Source organism: Ornithinimicrobium carbonis (assembly GCF_050703245.1).
Classification (GTDB): Bacteria; Actinomycetota; Actinomycetes; order Actinomycetales; family Dermatophilaceae; genus Ornithinicoccus.
Genome location: NZ_CP192647.1, coordinates 657480 through 673808, shown reverse-complemented (window position 1 = coordinate 673808; position 16329 = coordinate 657480). Strand labels below are relative to the sequence as shown.

Genomic DNA, 16329 nt, shown 5'->3' with positions numbered 1-16329 from the left:
CGCGCCTCACCCCCGGGCGAGGCTTCCGGCGAGCGCCCGCGCCAGGTCGGGGCGCACGTCGGCCAGCAGGCCGACCGCGAAGAGCAGGTATGCCGTGTCCACCCGCGCCTGCGCGCCCGGCGGAGGGGTCCAGCCACCCCCGTGGTCGTCCAGCACTGCACCCAGGACGGACGCGGCGTCCCCGGCCGCCGCGTGCCGCAGCACACCGCCCGAGCCGAGGAGCAGACGGACCTCCCTGAGGGGGCGAGGGACCTCACCGGCAGCTCCGGGCCGGCCGTGGCGGCGCGCCGCGAGGACGGCGGCCAGCGCCGCCAGCCGCAGGTCGTGGCGGCGCTCCCGGCCGTCGGCCGGCAGCACCGAGGGGTCGGCGTGGACCCGGTCCACCCACGCGAGGAGGTCCGGGTCGTCAGGACCGGCCAGCCCCTCCGCCGCCGCGGCAGCCAGCACCCCGGGAGCCCCCCAGCGCATCCCCAGGTCACCCTCGACGGTCCGGGCGTGCCACAGCGTGGCGACGACCTGCTTGCGCAGCGTGGCGTCCTCCCCGAGCGGCGTGATGACCGAGTAGACGTCGGTCGTCGCCCCGCCGACGTCCACGACCATGACGTCCTCCTCCAGGACCCGGGCCAGCACCTCCACCCCCGCGAGCACCGCGTCCGGGGTGGCCGCGCGCACGAGCCGGGCGAAGCGGGGACCGGGCGAGAGGCCCTTGCCACCGATGACGTGCCGCAGGAAGACCTCGCGGATCGCCCGCCGCGCGGGGCCGGGGTGGACCACCCCGATGCGGGGCAGCACGTTCTCGGTGGCCGTGACCCTCCGGCCCGTCGCCGACAACTCGTGGACCGCCTCCTCACGGGCGTCGGCGTTGCCCGCCACCACGACCGGGGCCGCGACCCGGGCCCGGGCCAGCCGCCGCGCGTTGTGCAGGAGGACCTCGGCGTTGCCGCCGTCGGTCCCGCCGACGAGCAGGACGACGTCCGGCCGGTCCGCCCGCAGCGCCGCGACGCCGGCCGTGCGCAGCGGGCCGGCCGACACGTGCACCACCCGCCCGCCGGCGGAGAGGGCGACCCGGTGGCCCGCCTCGGCGGTGACCGCCCGCTCGTAGCCCACGACGGCCAGCCGCAGACCTCCGCCCGCGCTCGAGCAGACCAGGACCCGTCCGTCCCTGCCCGCCCCGGGGGCGGACGGGTCCGGCACCGGCCGGCCGGACCGGTCGGTCAGGCAGCGGTGGGCGGCGGCGACCCCGTCGAGGACGTCGCGGCCGGGGCCTGCCGTGGTCGGCACGGACACGCGGTCGAGCAGGCCGCCTCCGTCGTCGACCAGGGCGGCCTTGGTGAACGTGGACCCGACGTCGACGAGAAGGGTGGTCCCGGTCCTCACAGGAGCGCGGTCAGGAGCGCGACGAGCAGCCACACGACGGCGACGCCGACGAGCAGGCCGCCCCACAGGACCGTGCGCCGGGCGGACAGCTCGGCGGCCCGGTCCCCCTCCGCGCCGAAGCCGTCCTCGGTCCCCACGTCGCTGGACCCGGGCGGCCCGCCGAAACCGGCCCGGACCTGGCGGGCGTCCGCGAGCGCCGACCGGCCCCGCAGGAGCAGCAGGACGCCGACGACCAGCAGGGCGAGCGGCACGCCGACACGCAGCAGCCAGTCGCCGGTGGCCCAGGTCCCGGGGGCCATGAGGGGCAGGGGCGCGGCGAGGAGCGGCATGGGAGGCAAGGTGCCACACCCGGTCCCCGGGCGCCACCCGTGGGAGACTGGGGTATGCAGTTCACGCGCACCCTCCGCCCGCTTGCCGGCCGTTCCCACCCGCTGCCCGGCATCCCCGCCACCCACGAGGTCCTCGGCACGCCGCTGCAGGGCCCCTGGCCCGAGGGCACCGAGGTGCTCACCGTGGCCATGGGCTGCTTCTGGGGTGCCGAGCGCATCTTCTGGCAGCTGCCCGGCGTCGTGACGACGGCGGCCGGCTACCAGGGCGGCAGCACCCCGAACCCCACCTACGAGGAGGTCTGCTCGGGCCGCACCGGGCACACCGAGGCCGTCCTCGTCGCCTACGACCCGACCGCGACCGATCCCGAGCGGCTGCTCAAGGCGTTCTGGGAGAACCACGACCCCACCACCAAGGACCGTCAGGGCAACGACGTCGGCACGCAGTACCGGTCGGCGGTCTACTGGACCACGTCCGGGCAGGAGGCGGCCGCACGAGCCACCGCGGACGCGTTCGGGCAGGTCCTCGCCGGCGCCGGGCACGGACCCGTCGTCACCGAGCTTCGGCCGGCCCAGGAGGCGGGACCGTTCTACTACGCCGAGGCCTACCACCAGCAGTACCTGCACAAGAACCCGGGCGGGTACTGCAACCACGGGCCCAACGGCTACACCTGCCCGGTCGGGCTGCTGCGCCAGGACGAGGTCCCCGCGCAGCAGGACGTGCTCCCGCCCCGCTGACCGCCCCTGGCCGGCGCAGGTCGACCTCGTCGGTCCCGGGGCGCTGCCCCCGAGCCCTCGCCCGGGGGCTGCGCAGCCCTCAGCCCCCGGAGGTGCCCGTCGGCATCGGCTGCACGTCCTCCTCGGCGGGCGCCTCGATGTCCATCTCCTCGCCCCAGCGGTCGACGGTCATCTCGGTGACCGAGCCGGCCGTGGCGAAGGAGATGCGCCGCAGGAGGTCCTCCTCGTCGACCCAGACGTCGTAGGTGATCTCCTCGCCCATCATCGCCGAGGCCTCGGCCGCGTCCGGTCCCGTCTGACCGCTGGCGTCGAGGGCGGCGTCGGTGTCCACGACGACCTCGTAGCGCCTCAGGTCCGTCCCGTCGACGTCCTCCGTCCCCACGAACACGACCCGGCCGGCACCCTCGTCCCAGGCGTCCCAGGTCGAGGAGATGTCGATGTCCTCCAGTCCGGCACCCGTCTCGGCCAGCTGGTCCTGCGGGACCTCCACGAAGGTCCCCTCCTCGGTCACCCCGGGCATCGAGACGAACGCCGACCCGTCGACGACGATCATCCGGGTGGCTCCCAGGCCCGGCATGGTCAGCTCCGCGTCCAGCGCGGGCTGCTCCCCGCCCAGGTCGACCTCGCCCGCCATCTCCATCGTCTGGCTGCCCGTCGTCACGACCATCTGCAGCTCGTAGGTCGACATGACCTCCTCGCCGGGGGAGCGCAGCATGGCCAGGAACTCCTCGACCGGCACCTCCTCCCCCTCCGCGTGCTCCCCGTCGCCGCCATCCGCGGCCGGCGCACTGGTCTGCGCGTCGTCGCTCCCGCCGGTGGGCGCGGCGGTGTCCGCCGAGGCGTCCTCGGTGCCCGCGGCCGGCGCGGTGGTGCCCTCGTCGGCGGCGTCGTCGCCCGCGTCCCCGCCGGCACAGGCCACCAGGGAGAAGGACAGGGCCCCGGCGCTCAGCAGCGCGGCCCAACGGGTGCGGGTGGTGGTCCTCATGGTGGTCCTCATTCTCCCTCGAGGGCCGGCGCCGGACTGGCCCGACCGGTGGTCGGACCATCGTGGCACAGGGTCCTGGGACGACGGTCAGTTCTGCACAGGGCCCTGTGCTGTGCTCCAATGACATGCTCCCTGCCCTCACTCCCAGCAAGGTTCCCCACGTTGAACGGCAACGCGCACTTCCGGCACCACGACACCGTCGTCCTGTCCGTCACGGCCGTCGACGCGCCGGTGGTCAAGACGTCCGCGGACTTCGACGCCGTCATCGGCGACTCCTACCGGCGCAACGGCCTGCGCCCGGGGATGCTCGCCTCCCTCGCCGGCATCCAGGAGCGTCGCTGGTGGGGTGAGGACCAGCACTTCGTCGACGGCGCCACCGAGGCGGGCCGCCTCGCGCTGGAGCAGGCCGGCATCGACCCCGCCCGGGTCGGGCTGCTCATCAACACGTCCGTGAGCCGCAGCCACCTCGAGCCCTCGATCGCGGTCAAGGTGCACGCCGACCTGGGGCTGCCCACGCACTGCCTCAACTTCGACCTCACCAACGCCTGCCTCGGGTTCGTCAACGGCATGCAGATGGCGGCGACGATGATCGACGCCGGCCAGATCGACTACGCGCTGATCGTCGACGGCGAGGGGTCGCGCGAGCCCCAGGAGAACACCCTCGGCCGACTGTCGGGCCCCGACGCCACCGCCGAGGACATCCTGTCCCAGTTCGCCACCCTGACCCTGGGGTCCGGCGCGGCCGCGATGGTGCTCGGCCGCGCCTCCGAGCACCCCGACGGCCACCGGGTCGTGGGGGGCGCCACCCGGGCGGCCACCGAGCACCACGACCTGTGCGTGGGTGACTTCACCGAGATGCGCACCGACACCCAGGGACTGCTGGAGGGCGGGATGGGCCTGGCCACCGCCCTGTGGGAGGGCGCGCGGGAGGAGTTCGACTGGGACGACATGGACCGCTACGTGGTCCACCAGGTCTCCAAGGTGCACACCGGGCGCACGGCCGAGGCCCTGGGGCTGGACCAGTCCCGGATCCCCCTGACCTTCCCCATGCTGGGCAACGTCGGACCGGCCGCGGTGGCCATCACGCTGGCCAAGGAGGTCGACTCGCTCCGGCCGGGCGACCGGGTGCTGATGATGGGCATCGGGTCCGGTCTGAACATGACCTGCCTCGAGCTCACCTGGTGAGCCGTGGGCGCCACGGAGGACCCGTCGGGGCGAGGCCGGTGAGCGGCCGCACCAGGGGTGCCCTGCCCCAGCGCGTCCACGGTCCCGCGGGCCGGGCGGTCCAGGACCCCGCCGGTCCCGGCGGACGGGACCTGCCGGGCGTCGACCCGGCGTGGTCGCGTGTCGTCGTCGCCCCCGACGCCGAGGGGACCCCCCGCCGCTGGCACCTGCTCGACACCCACCCGGACGACGCCGTGACCGCCCGCCCCACCCTGCTGTGCGTCCACGGCAACCCGACCTGGTCCTACCTGTGGCGCCGCGTCCTCGAGCAGGCACCGGCCGGGTGGCGGGTGGTCGCCGTGGACCAGCTGGGGATGGGCTGGTCGGAGCGGCCCGACAGGCCACGCACCCTGCCCCAGCGCATCGAGGACCTCTCCCGCCTCACCGTGACGCTGGGGCTCACCGGACCGGTCGCGGTGGCGGTGCACGACTGGGGCGGGCCGGTCGGGCTGGGCTGGGCCCTGCGCCACCGGGCGCAGCTGGCCGGCCTCGTCGTGACGAACACCGCCGTCCACCAGCCCACGACCTCGGCCCCGCCGGCCGTCATCCGGCTCGCCCGGGCCCCGGGGGTCCTGGCGCAGGTGTGCCGGAGGACCCCGCTGTTCGTGCGGGCCACGACCGCCCTGTCGCTGCCGCCGCTGCCGGCGGACGTCCGCAGGGCCTTCGCCGCGCCCTACGCGACCCCGGGACGCCGGGCCGCGGTGGCCGACTTCGTCGCGGACATCCCCTTCGAGACCGACCATCCCAGCCGGCCCACCCTCGACGCGGTGGCCGCGGAGCTGGGCACGCTGGCGGACGTCCCGGCACTGATGGTGTGGGGGCCGCGCGACCCGGTCTTCGGCCAGCGCTACCTCGACGACCTGCTGACCCGCCTGCCCCACGCCGACGTGCAGCGCTGGGCCGGCGCCTCCCACCTGGTCCTGGAGGACAGGCCCCGGAGCGTGCCCCTGATCTGGGAGTGGCTGACCGAGCGGGTCGGACCGGGCACGCCAGGCGCACCGGGCGATGATGGCCCCTCCTCGCCGGGTGGGCCCGTCCACGGCCGGACCGGCCACGGCCCGGTGGACGACCCGGCGGCCGCGGTCGCCCGCGTCCCGGTGCGCGTGGACGACGCCCGTCCGGAGGCCACCGCGGTCGCCGAGCTGGGCGGAGCCGGGCGGCGGATCACGTTCGGTCAGCTGGCCGCACGGGTGGAGGAGGTGGCGGCCGGGTTCGCCGCCGGCGGGGTCCGTCCCGGGGACCGGGTCGCCGTCCTCGTTCCCCCGGGCATCGACCTCACCACCGTCGTGTACGCCCTGTGGCGCGTGGGTGCCGTCGTGGTCGTGGCCGACGCCGGGCTGGGGCTGGCCCGGCTCGGGGCCGCCCTGAGGTCGGCCGGACCCCGGCACGTCGTCGGGATCGGCCGGGCGCTCGCACTGACGGCCGTGACCCGGGTCCCCGGACGACGGTGGCGCGTGGAACCCGGTGGGGCCGGACTGGACGAGCTCGCGGCACGCGGCCGGGACGCGGGCCCGGAGGCGCGTCGGCACGCGGAGCCGGGCGGGGACCAGGACGGGGCCGTGCTCTTCACCTCCGGCGCCACGGGCCCGCCCAAGGGGGTGGTCTACACCCGCGACCAGCTCGGTGCGCAGGTGGCCCTGCTGCGGGACACCTTCGACCTCCTCCCGGGCCAGAGCCTGGTGGCCGCGTTCGCGCCGTTCGCGCTGTACGGACCGGCCCTCGGGCTGAGCAGCGCGGTGCCCGACATGGACGTCACCGCACCGCACACCCTGACCGCCCCGGCCCTGGCCGAGGCCGTCGCCGCCGTGGGTGCCGACGCCGTCTTCGCCTCGCCGGCCGCCCTGCGCAACGTGGTGGCCACCGCCGACCGGTTGGACGCCGCGCAGCGACGTGCCCTGGCCGGCCCGCGCCTGCTGATGTCCGCGGGCGCACCCGTGCCCGTCGAGCTGCTGCACCGGGTGCGTGAGGTGCTGCCGTCCGCCGCCACCCACACGCCCTACGGGATGACCGAGGTCCTCCCCGTCGCGACGCACGACCCGACCACGACGACCACCTCCACCGCCCCCTCCCCCGGTGCGGGGGTCTGCGTCGGGACGCCGGTGCCCGGGGTCGACGTGGCGCTCGCCCCGCTGCAGCACGACGGCACGCCCGCGGACGGTCTCGTCACCGGCCCCGGGGTGGTCGGGGAGATCGTCGTCCGCGGCCCGCACGTCAAGGACCGCTACGACCGGCTCTGGGCGACGCAACGGGCCAGCGCCCGGCCGGCCGGGTGGCACCGGACCGGTGACGTGGGGCACCTGGACGAGGAGGGTCGGCTCTGGGTGGAGGGACGGCTCGCCCACGTCGTCCGCACCGCCGACGGACCCGTGACGCCCTACCCGGTCGAGAACCGGGTCCGGGAGGTCCCGGGCGTGCACGACGTCGCCGTGGTGGGGGTCGGTCCCGCCGGCACCCAGCAGGTCGTGGTCGTCGTCGTGCCCCCGGGTCGGGCAGGGCCGCGCGCCCGCTGGTCTGGGGCTCCCGGCGGCGCCCGGCGGATCGCCCCGCCCGCGGTGGCGGCCGTGGTCCGGGAGCGCGCCGGGGTCCCCGTCGCGGCCGTGCTCGTCCGGGACTGGCTCCCGGTCGACGTGCGGCACGCCAGCAAGATCGACCGGACCGCCGTGGCGAGCTGGGCCGAGGGGACGCTCCACGCCTCGCCCGGGCCGGCCGCGGCCGTGGCGGCCCTGCGGTCCGCCCTGCGTCCGCGCGCCCCGCGGAGGAGGAGCCGGTGATGGCAGCCGGCCGGGTCCTGGTGACCGGGGCCAGCGGGATGCTGGGGCGGGCCGTCGCCGACCTGGCCGCGGCCCGCGGGTGGGACGTGACCGTGATGCAGCGGCGCCCGTCCGGATCGGACCATCGCGAGGTCCTCGGCGACGTCCGCGACAGGGAGGCGGTCGGACGGGCCGTGGCCGGGCACGACGCGGTGATCCACCTGGCGGCCAAGGTCGACGTCGTGGGCCCCTGGATGGACTTCGTGCGGACCAACGTGACCGGCACCCGCAACGTCGTGGAGGCGGCCCGGACGCACGGGGCCGGGCGGCTGGTGCAGGTGTCCTCCCCCTCGGTCGAGCACACGGGCCGCTCCCTGGCGGGCGCACCCGCCGGACCGGCCAGCCCGATGCGGGCCCGCGGCCACTACGCCCGCACGAAGGCGGCCGCCGAGCTGTTCGCCCTCGGCGCCGACGGTCCCGACCTGGCCGTGGTCGCCGTCCGGCCGCACCTGGTCTGGGGCCCCGGTGACACCCAGCTGGTGGGACGCATCGCCGAGCGGGCCCGGCAGGGCCGCGTGGCGCTCGTCGGGCCGGGGACGGCCCTCGTCGACACCACCTACGTCGACAACGCCGCCGAGGCGCTGGTCGCCGCCCTGGAGCACGCGGAGGACGTGCACGGGGAGGCCCTGGTGGTGACCAACGGCGAGCCGCGCCCCGTCGTCGAGCTCGTCGCCGGGATCTGCCGCGCCGTCGGCGCCCCTCCGCCGCGCCTGCACGTGCCCTTCCCGATCGCGTGGGGCGTGGGAGCCGTCGTCGAGGGTGCGGTCGTGGTCTCCGAGCGGGTCCCGGCGCTGCCGACGATCACCCAGCCGCCGCTGACCCGCTTCCTGGCCGAGCAGCTGAGCACGGCGCACTGGTTCGACCAGCGCCGCACCCGCGAGGCGCTCCGGTGGCGTCCCGCGGTGAGCGTGGACGAGGGCCTGGCGCGGTTGGCCGAGGCCTCCGCCACGGGGACGGTCCGCGCGACCTAGACTTTCCGCATACCCCCCGACCGCGTCAAGGAGGACTCCCATGTCGACGCCCCAGGCCGTCATCGTCGCCGCCGCCCGCACCCCGATCGGCCGCGCGTTCAAGGGCTCGCTCGCCGGCGTGCGCCCTGACGACCTGGCCGCGGGGGTGATCCGTGCGGCCCTGGACCAGGTGCCCGGCCTGGACCCCACCACCATCGACGACCTCTACCTCGGGTGCGCCGAGCCGTCGGCCGAGCACGGCTTCAACATGGCGCGCGTCGTCAGCGTGCTCCTGGGGCTCGACGGGCTGCCGGGCGCCACCGTCAACCGCTTCTGCGCCTCGTCGGTGCAGACCACCCGGCAGGCCTTCCACGCGATCCGGGCCGGGGAGGGCGACGTCTTCATCAGCGCCGGCGTCGAGGCGGTCTCGCGCTACCAGAACTTCGCCGGGGCCGGCGGCGGGGACACGAGCGTGAAGAACCCCCGCTTCGCCGAGGCGATGGCCCGCACCGAGGAGACGGCCCGCACCAACCAGACCTGGACCGACCCCCGCGAGGAGGGCCTGCTGCCCGACGTCTACATCTCGATGGGTCAGACGGCCGAGAACGTGGCCACCTCCCTGGGCATCTCCCGGCAGCGCCAGGACGAGTGGGGGGTGACGTCCCAGAACCGCGCCGAGGCGGCGATCGGGGCTGGCGTCTTCGAGCGCGAGATCGCCCCGGTCGCCCTCGCCGACGGGACCGTCGTGAGCACCGACGACGGCCCGCGGGCCGGGGTCACCCTGGAGAAGGTCTCCCAGCTCCAGCCGGTCTTCCGCGAGGACGGCACCGTCACCGCCGGCAACTGCTGCCCGCTCAACGACGGCGCCGCCGCCCTCGTCGTGATGAGCGACACCAGGGCCCGCGAGCTCGGTCTGACGCCGCTCGCCCGGGTCGTCTCCACCGGGGTCTCCGCCCTCTCCCCCGAGATCATGGGGCTGGGGCCCATCGAGGCGTCCCGGCAGGCCCTGGCCCGGGCCGGGATGACCATCGAGGACATGGACCTCTACGAGATCAACGAGGCCTTCGCCGTCCAGGTGCTGGGCTCCGCCGACGCCCTCGGCATGGACCACGACCGGCTCAACGTGCACGGCGGCGCGATCGCGCTCGGGCACCCGTTCGGCTCGACCGGGGCCCGCATCTCCGCCACGCTCATCAACGCGCTGCAGACCCACGACAAGCAGTTCGGGCTGGAGACGATGTGCGTCGGCGGTGGCCAGGGGATGGCGATCGTCCTCGAGCGTCTGAGCTGACTCGCCCGTCGGGGTGGCGCCCGCCCGTCGATGCGGCGCAGGTCCGCGACCGGGGGTAGCCTGACGCCCGATCCGTTCCCTTCCCCGGTGAGGTGCCCCCATGGCTGCTGGTCTGGCCGCCCTGCTCGACGACATCGCCGCGATCGCCCGGGTGGCCGCCGCATCCGTGGACGACATCAGCGCCGCCGCCGGACGGGCCAGCATGAAGGCGGCGGGCGTCGTGGTCGACGACGCAGCCGTGACCCCTCGCTACGTCACCGGCTTCGACCCGAGCCGCGAACTGCCGATCATCAAGAAGATCGGGTTCGGCTCCCTGCGCAACAAGCTGCTGTTCATCGTGCCCACGGCGCTGCTGCTGAGCCAGTTCGCCCCCTGGGTGCTCACCCCGCTCCTCATGCTCGGCGGGACCTACCTGTCCTACGAGGGCGCCCACAAGGTGCTCGAGTGGCTGGGGGTGGGCGGCCACCACGACGGAGCCAAGGACGAGCCGGTCGTGGAGCAGGGTCCCGAGGAGGAGAAGAAGATGGTCTCCGGGGCGATCCGCACCGACTTCATCCTCTCCTCCGAGATCATGGTCATCGCCCTCAACGAGGTGACCGACGAACCCTTCCTCAACCGGGCGCTCATCCTCGTCGTGGTCGCCATCGGCATCACCCTGCTCATCTACGGCGTGGTCGCGCTCATCGTCAAGATGGACGACGTCGGCCTGAACCTGGCACGGCGGGAGCAGGAGTGGGCCCAGCGGGTCGGCCGGTCGCTCGTCAAGGCCATGCCGGTGGTCCTCAAGACCCTCTCCATCGTGGGCGTGGTGGCGATGCTGTGGGTGGGTGGGCACATCCTGCTCGTCGGGACCGACGACCTGGGCTTCCACCCGCTCTACTCCTTCGTGCACGACATGGAGGAGGTCGTCGCCGGCTGGGTGCCCGGTGCCGCGGGCTTCGTCGCGTGGTTGACCAACACCTTCTTCTCGGCCATCCTCGGCCTGGTCGTGGGTGTCGTCGTCGTCTGGATCATCAAGATCCTGCCGTTCGGGTCCAAGGACGAGCACGCCTCGACCGACCACGCCGAGGCCCAGCACTGAGTCCTCGCGCCGCCCGCTCCAACCCGCGGGCGGCTACGGGCCGGGCGGTCCCCGGAGCGGCTGCTACGGCAGCGTGCGCCGCAGGGCGGTGAGCCGCCTGCCCAGGTCCTGCGGGGACAGGCCCGCCCCCTGCCAGTCGTGGACCATCACCCGCAGCTGGTCCATGAGCACCGCCGGGCCCAGGTCCGGCACGGTCGCCCGCGGCGTCCCGGTCGCGTCGGACACCCCGTCGGCGAGGTCCTGGACCAGCGCCGAGACCCCCGGGACAGCAGGAAGCGCGCGGCCCAGCGGCAGCTGCTGCCACCGCCGGACCACGCGCTCCAGCTCGGTCTGGACCTCGTCGTCGACATCGTCGACGTCGGCGTCCATCTCGGGGGTCGTTCAGTCGCGCTGCAGGATCGAGAAGAGCCGCAGGAACTCGATGTACAGCCACACCAGGCTGGCGACCAGGCCGTGGCCCAGCAGCCAGGAGTACTTCTCCGGGGCCCCGCCGCTCACGGCGCGGTCCACCGAGTCGAAGTCGACCGCCAGGCTGTAGGAGGCCATCCCCACCCCGAAGAGCGAGATGAGGATGCCGAGCGGGCCGCCGTAGACGCCCCAGCCGTCGCCGAAGCCCAGGAAGCCGGCGCCGATGTTCACGAGCAGGAAGACCAGGTAGCCCATCGCCATCATCCCGAAGACGCGGCGGGACTTGCTGGTGACCTTGATGAAGCCGGCCTTCCAGCCGACGAACATGCCGACGAAGGTCGCCAGCGTCGCGACGACGGCCGTGGTGACGACGCCGGGGTAGGCGTCGTTGAACGTCACGCTGACCGCCCCCAGGAACAGACCCTGCAGTCCGGCGTGGACGAGGATCAGCGGGACGTTGACCTTCTTGCTGAAGCCGATCGCGAAGGAGAGCGCGAGCGAGCCGAACATGCCGAGCAGCCACACCGGCATCGCGATCTCGGGCCGCGGGCCGATGTAGAACCACGTGCCGAGGGTGACCGTGAGCGTCAGGGCGAACAGCAGCATCGTCTTGACGACGACGTCGTCCAGCGTCAGCCGGCCGGTCTGCGCGGGGCCGGCGGGGGCCTGCCCGTACATGTCGCGCAGCTGCTGGTCGGTCAGCGTCTCGCTCGGCCCGGGCTGGTAGCCGGTCGGGCCGGGGATGGTGGGGGCGCCCTGAGAGGCGGAGTAGCCGCCCGGCTGCGACCCGAAACCGGCGTAGCCGCCCTGGGAAGCCTCCTTGTCGATGCGGTTGAAGACCGGGTTGACGGCCATGGAACCTCCGTTGTCGTGCGGCACGTCAGGAAAGTCCCCCGACGTGTCTCGTCCCAGTTTAGAACGTCGGCGGCGGCCCCCACCATTCCAGCGGCACGTGGCGGGCGGCCGCCGTCCACAGCACCTGTTCCTGACGCGGCGTCCGGCGTTAGGCTGGGAGTTCGGCCCGCTCCCGTGACGCGGCGCCGCGACGAGCCGCGAGCCCCCTCGCGGTCCCCGGACCACGACGGAGGAGGTCGGTATGCAGTTCCGCCGCCCGTCCGCTCCGCGCCCCCTGGCGGTCGTCCTGGCCGTCGCCGTCCTCACGGCCACCCCCGCCGCGCTCCCCGCCCTCCCGACCGGCCCCGCGGTCCCGGCCGCGGCGACGGGCCCGGCCGGGCTGCCCACGGTGGGGACCCACCCGCACGCGCCCGCGACGGCATACCCCCTGGGGTCCCTGCTCCCCGAACCGCCGGTGGACCCCGAGGACGCCTCCCTGCGCCTCGGCCTGACCGCCCACCACGACGTGGCCCGCGAGCTGAACGGCCTGATCGCCACGTCCGACCGGGTCTCGGCGCAGGTGGTCGGCTCCAGCGTCGGCGGTCGGGACCTGGTCCTGGTCACCCTCACCGCGTCGGAGAGCGCCGAGGAGGGGCGGGAGCAGGAACGGATGCGCGAGCGCATCCTGGAGGACCCCGTCCGGGCGGCCCGGGACCGCGAGCTGCTGGCCGACTACAAGGTGCCCGTGCTGGTCAACGCCAACATCCACGGGAACGAGTGGGAGGGCACGGACGCGGCCCTGCGGCTGGTGCGGGAGTGGGCCACGAGCGAGGACCCGGCCGTGCTGCGGACCCTGGAGACCACCCGCCTGCACCTCATGGTCTCGGCCAACCCCGACGGCCGCGTCACCAACGCCCGGCACAACGCCGCCGGCTTCGACCTCAACCGCGACCTGCTCACGGTCTCCCAGCCCGAGACCAGGGCACTGCGGGACGTGGTGGTCCAGACCCAGCCGGCGATGGTGCTGGACGTGCACGGCTACGTCAACGGCACCCTCGTCGAACCGACCACACCGCCCCACGGGGAGAACTACGAGTACGACCTCTTCCTGGAGCACGCGTGGCCCAACGCGCTCGGCATAGAGGAGGCGGTCCTGGAGCTGGGGCTCGACGAGGACGACGGGGTGCGACCGCCCCAGGTCCCGCTGCGCGACTGGGACGAGGGCTGGGACGACTGGCCGCCGATCTTCGTCCCGCAGTACGCCGCGCTCCACGGAGCGGTCGCCCACACGGTCGAGGTGCCGCTGAGGGTCAACAACGCCAGCTACGACCTGCCCGAGACCGAGCTGCGCAGGCGCGCCTCGATCAACGTCGAGGTCGCGCACGCGGCGATGACCGCGACGCTGGACTACGTGCGCGAGCACCGTGAGGAGCTGCTCGCGGACCAGGTGGAGATCTTCCGACGGGGCCTGGCCGGCGAGGAGCAGCGGCCCGTCGCCGAGGGCCTGCACGGCGTCGTCGGCCCCGAGGACGTGTCCCTGACCGACTACCCGCGCGCCTACGTCGTCCCGGCGGGGGACGGGCAGCGGTCGGCGCCTGCGGCCGCCCGGCTCGTGCGCCACCTGGTCGAGCACGGCGTGCAGGTGCAGCGGGCGGAGTCGCCGGTCACGGTCGACGGCACGACCCATCCGGAAGGCAGCTGGGTGGTCGACCTGCACCAGCCGCGACGGGGGGTCGCGCACGCGCTGCTCGGCCCGGGCTCGGACCTCTCGGACCGGGTCGAGGCGATGTACGACATCTCCGGCTGGAGCCTGGGACTGCTCTGGGGCGCCGACGTCTCGACCGTGCCGTCCGGGTCGGGGCAGGTCGACCGGTGGGACCTCTCCGACGACCCGGTCGTCCCGGTCGACCCGGGGGTGGAGGTCACCCCCTCGGGCACCGGTTGGGTGCTTGCGCTCGCCGACCCGGCCGACGTGCGGGCCCTGGGCGACCTGCTCGCCCTCGGTGTCGGGGTCACCGTCCTGCGGGACGGCCGGGTGCACGTCCCCGTCTCGGCCGGCTGGGCGGTGGACCAGGTCGCCGACGACCACGGCGTCGCCCTCGACCCGGCCTCCCCGGCGCAGGTGCGGGAGGCCGAGCAGGACGCCGGGGCCCGGGTGACGACCCCGCCCGTCGTGGGGGTGGCGGCCACGGCCGAGGAGCTCTGGGCCCTGACGGACATGGGGCTGACCGTGCGGCCCGTCGACACGGCCGCCCTGAACGAGGGCCTGGACCTGTCGGACCTGGACACCCTGTACGTCTCGACCGGGCTGGCGGTGGACCAGCTCGACCCAGAGGCCCGCGACGAGGTCCGCGCCTTCCTCGCCGACGGGGGCGGGCTCGTGGCCCGGGGAACGGCCGCGGCGGCCCACCTCGACGACGCCCTCGACCTGCTCGACGTGCAGGTCCGGACGGGTCCGGGGGACGCGAACGGCGTCGTGGCCGTGGTGGACGAGGATGGCCCCGTGGCCGGCGGGTCCCCCGAGCACACCTTCGTCTACGGTCCCCGGTGGTTCACCGACCTGGGCGACGGCGTGCAGGTGGAGCAGCGGTACGCGGCCGACCCGCTCGTCGCCGGCCACTGGCGGTCGGGCGGCGCAGCGGGCGGACCGGAGGACGCGGCCGGGCAGGCCGTGGTGGTGCGGGGTCGCACCGACGCCGGTGCCCGGGTGGTGCTGATGGGGACCGACCCGCTGTTCCGCGCACATCCGCAGGGTCAGCACGCCGTGGTGGCCCGTGCCCTCCTGTGGACGACGGGTTCCTGAGGCCGGCGCGACCCCTCTCTGCCACCATGAGGCTCGTGAACCCGAGCACACCACGAGCCCTGGACGCCGCCGTCACCGCGATGCAGGAGGCCGGCGTCGCCGACGTCGCCGTCGCCGTCTTCCGCCGCGCCTGGACCGACCTGGCCGAGGGACGGACCGGCACCGTCCCGGAGGAGGACATCGACCCGGTCAGCGAGCTCGACCGGCTGGCCGACCTGCAGGCCGACGCCGACCCCCGGGCGCTCGGGCTCACCGCGGTCGTCAAGCTCAACGGGGGGCTCGGCACCTCGATGGGCATGGACCGCGCCAAGTCCCTCGTGCCGGTCCGCGAGGGGCACACCTTCCTGGAGCTGTCGATCGAGCAGGTCCGCCAGGCACGCCGGCGCTCGCAGGCCCGTCTGCCGCTCGTGCTGATGAACTCCTTCCGCACCCGGGCGGACAGCCTCGAGGTCCTGCGCCGCCACCCGGACCTGGCCGTCGAGGGCATCGACCCCGACTTCCTGCAGAGCCAGGAGCCCAAGCTGCTCGTGGAGGACCTCTCCCCCGTGTCCTGGCCCGCCGACCCCGGGCTGGAGTGGTGCCCTCCCGGCCACGGCGACCTGTACCCCCGCCCTGCTGTCGTCCGGGATGCTCGACCAGCTGCGGTCGGCGGGCCTGCGCTACGCGATGGTCAGCAACTCCGACAACGTCGGAGCCGCTCCCTCGGCCGCCGTCGCCGACTGGTTCGCGCGCAGCGGCGCCCCGCTGGCCATGGAGGTGTGCCGTCGCACGGCCGCCGACCGCAAGGGCGGCCACCTCGCGGTGCGGCGTGCGGACGGCCGGCTCATCCTGCGGGAGAAGGCCCAGACGGCCCCGGAGGACGCGGGGAGCTTCGGGGACGTCGACCTTCACCGCTTCTTCAACACCAACACGCTGTGGCTCGACCTGGACCAGCTCGACGAGGTGCTCGGGCGCACGGGCGGGGTCCTCGGTCTGCCGATCATCCGCAACGAGAAGCACGTGGATCCCACGGACACCGGCTCGCCGCGGGTCGTCCAGATCGAGACCGCGATGGGGTCGGCGATCGAGGTCTTCGACGGTGCCACCGCGATCGAGGTGCCACGCAGCAGCCGTTTCCGTCCGGTGAAGACCACCGACGACCTGCTGCTGCTGCGTTCGGACGCCTTCGAGCTCACGGAGCAGGCCGAGCTGCGCCCGACGGTGGACCCGCTACCCCTGGTGACGCTGGGCGAGCACTACACCACCCTCGCGTCGTTCGAGTCGCGCTTCCCGCACGGGGCGCCCTCCCTGCGGGGGGCCTCCTCGCTCACGGTCGAGGGGGACTGGACCTTCGGCCGGGACGTCCGGGTCGTTGAGGACGCCGTGCTGCCGCCGACACCGGGTGCCCGCCCGGTGCCCGACGGCGCCACCGTCGGTCCGGACGGCGTCGACGCGGGGGTGGACCCGTCCATTGCGGGGTCCGCGGCGGCCGGCGCGGCGTCGGACTGACGCAGCCGACGGAT

13 protein-coding genes and 1 pseudogene are annotated in these 16329 nt (G+C 74.8%); 9 read left to right on the top strand and 5 right to left on the bottom strand.

Features of this window, described 5'->3' with window-relative positions; genetic code table 11:
- Positions 1 to 6 precede the first annotated feature (6 nt).
- Positions 7 to 1377, bottom strand: a complete 1371-nt coding sequence (locus ACQ95T_RS03470) for a glutamate mutase L (RefSeq protein ID WP_425939400.1) — start codon at positions 1375 to 1377, stop codon at positions 7 to 9.
- Complete coding sequence (locus ACQ95T_RS03465) at positions 1374 to 1706, bottom strand: hypothetical protein (protein WP_425939398.1); 333 nt, start codon at positions 1704 to 1706, stop codon at positions 1374 to 1376. Before ACQ95T_RS03465 ends, ACQ95T_RS03470 begins: the two co-directional genes overlap by 4 nt.
- Before the next feature lie 54 nt (positions 1707 to 1760).
- On the opposite strand from ACQ95T_RS03465, the gene msrA reads away from it, so the two are divergent.
- Complete coding sequence (msrA, locus tag ACQ95T_RS03460; RefSeq protein WP_425939396.1) at positions 1761 to 2441, top strand: peptide-methionine (S)-S-oxide reductase MsrA; 681 nt, start codon at positions 1761 to 1763, stop codon at positions 2439 to 2441.
- A 79-nt stretch (positions 2442 to 2520) separates the two neighbouring features.
- Here the strand turns inward: msrA and ACQ95T_RS03455 are convergent, their stop codons facing one another.
- Entirely contained in the window at positions 2521 to 3426 is a 906-nt protein-coding gene (locus ACQ95T_RS03455) for a hypothetical protein (RefSeq protein ID WP_425939394.1), read from the bottom strand.
- Positions 3427 to 3588: 162 nt separating this feature from the next.
- Here ACQ95T_RS03455 and ACQ95T_RS03450 point away from each other — a divergent pair, with 162 nt between their 5' ends.
- From ACQ95T_RS03450 to ACQ95T_RS03430, 5 genes are all read left to right on the top strand, one after another.
- Positions 3589 to 4611: a 3-oxoacyl-ACP synthase III gene (locus tag ACQ95T_RS03450; RefSeq protein WP_425939392.1), complete on the top strand. Its 1023-nt coding sequence runs from the start codon at positions 3589 to 3591 to the stop codon at positions 4609 to 4611.
- Positions 4612 to 4649: 38 nt separating this feature from the next.
- Positions 4650 to 7421: an alpha/beta fold hydrolase gene (locus ACQ95T_RS03445; protein ID WP_425939390.1), complete on the top strand. Its 2772-nt coding sequence runs from the start codon at positions 4650 to 4652 to the stop codon at positions 7419 to 7421.
- Complete coding sequence (locus tag ACQ95T_RS03440) at positions 7421 to 8431, top strand: NAD-dependent epimerase/dehydratase family protein (RefSeq protein WP_425939388.1); 1011 nt, start codon at positions 7421 to 7423, stop codon at positions 8429 to 8431. Before ACQ95T_RS03445 ends, ACQ95T_RS03440 begins: the two co-directional genes overlap by 1 nt.
- Positions 8432 to 8471: 40 nt before the next feature.
- Complete coding sequence (locus ACQ95T_RS03435; protein ID WP_425939386.1) at positions 8472 to 9701, top strand: acetyl-CoA C-acetyltransferase; 1230 nt, start codon at positions 8472 to 8474, stop codon at positions 9699 to 9701.
- Between the two features lie 100 nt (positions 9702 to 9801).
- Positions 9802 to 10782 (top strand): DUF808 domain-containing protein, encoded by a 981-nt coding sequence (locus ACQ95T_RS03430; RefSeq protein WP_425939384.1) that lies wholly within the window; start codon positions 9802 to 9804, stop codon positions 10780 to 10782.
- 63 nt (positions 10783 to 10845) lie between these two features.
- Here the strand turns inward: ACQ95T_RS03430 and ACQ95T_RS03425 are convergent, their stop codons facing one another.
- Together ACQ95T_RS03425 and ACQ95T_RS03420 are read right to left on the bottom strand one after the other, a co-directional pair.
- Positions 10846 to 11151: a hypothetical protein gene (locus ACQ95T_RS03425; RefSeq protein WP_425939383.1), complete on the bottom strand. Its 306-nt coding sequence runs from the start codon at positions 11149 to 11151 to the stop codon at positions 10846 to 10848.
- Between the two features lie 12 nt (positions 11152 to 11163).
- Positions 11164 to 12045 carry a Bax inhibitor-1/YccA family protein gene (locus tag ACQ95T_RS03420; RefSeq protein WP_425939381.1) on the bottom strand — a complete coding sequence of 294 codons (882 nt, stop codon included), beginning with the start codon at positions 12043 to 12045 and terminating at the stop codon, positions 11164 to 11166.
- A 241-nt stretch (positions 12046 to 12286) separates the two neighbouring features.
- On the opposite strand from ACQ95T_RS03420, the gene ACQ95T_RS03415 reads away from it, so the two are divergent.
- From ACQ95T_RS03415 to ACQ95T_RS03405, 3 genes and pseudogenes are all read left to right on the top strand, one after another.
- A complete protein-coding gene (locus tag ACQ95T_RS03415; protein ID WP_431473534.1) occupies positions 12287 to 14827 on the top strand; it encodes a M14 family zinc carboxypeptidase in 2541 nt (846 codons plus the stop codon).
- A 26-nt stretch (positions 14828 to 14853) separates the two neighbouring features.
- A pseudogene (locus ACQ95T_RS03410) lies at positions 14854 to 15372 on the top strand (UTP--glucose-1-phosphate uridylyltransferase); the annotation flags it as partial.
- An 82-nt stretch (positions 15373 to 15454) separates the two neighbouring features.
- A complete protein-coding gene (locus ACQ95T_RS03405) occupies positions 15455 to 16315 on the top strand; it encodes a UTP--glucose-1-phosphate uridylyltransferase (RefSeq protein ID WP_431473533.1) in 861 nt (286 codons plus the stop codon).
- The last annotated feature ends 14 nt before the right edge of the window (positions 16316 to 16329 follow it).

Excerpts from the sequence above, each read along its gene's own strand:
- ACQ95T_RS03455 (WP_425939394.1), bottom strand. The coding sequence starts at position 3,426 with ATGAGGACCACCACCCGCACCCGTTGGGCCGCGCTGCTGAGCGCCGGG.
- msrA (WP_425939396.1), top strand. The coding sequence starts at position 1,761 with ATGCAGTTCACGCGCACCCTCCGCCCGCTTGCCGGCCGTTCCCACCCG.
- ACQ95T_RS03435 (WP_425939386.1), top strand. The coding sequence starts at position 8,472 with ATGTCGACGCCCCAGGCCGTCATCGTCGCCGCCGCCCGCACCCCGATC.
- ACQ95T_RS03465 (WP_425939398.1), bottom strand. The coding sequence starts at position 1,706 with ATGCCGCTCCTCGCCGCGCCCCTGCCCCTCATGGCCCCCGGGACCTGG.
- ACQ95T_RS03420 (WP_425939381.1), bottom strand. The coding sequence starts at position 12,045 with ATGGCCGTCAACCCGGTCTTCAACCGCATCGACAAGGAGGCTTCCCAG.
- ACQ95T_RS03430 (WP_425939384.1), top strand. The coding sequence starts at position 9,802 with ATGGCTGCTGGTCTGGCCGCCCTGCTCGACGACATCGCCGCGATCGCC.
- ACQ95T_RS03440 (WP_425939388.1), top strand. The coding sequence starts at position 7,421 with ATGGCAGCCGGCCGGGTCCTGGTGACCGGGGCCAGCGGGATGCTGGGG.
- ACQ95T_RS03405 (WP_431473533.1), top strand. The coding sequence starts at position 15,455 with ATGCTCGACCAGCTGCGGTCGGCGGGCCTGCGCTACGCGATGGTCAGC.
- ACQ95T_RS03425 (WP_425939383.1), bottom strand. The coding sequence starts at position 11,151 with ATGGACGCCGACGTCGACGATGTCGACGACGAGGTCCAGACCGAGCTG.
- ACQ95T_RS03415 (WP_431473534.1), top strand. The coding sequence starts at position 12,287 with ATGCAGTTCCGCCGCCCGTCCGCTCCGCGCCCCCTGGCGGTCGTCCTG.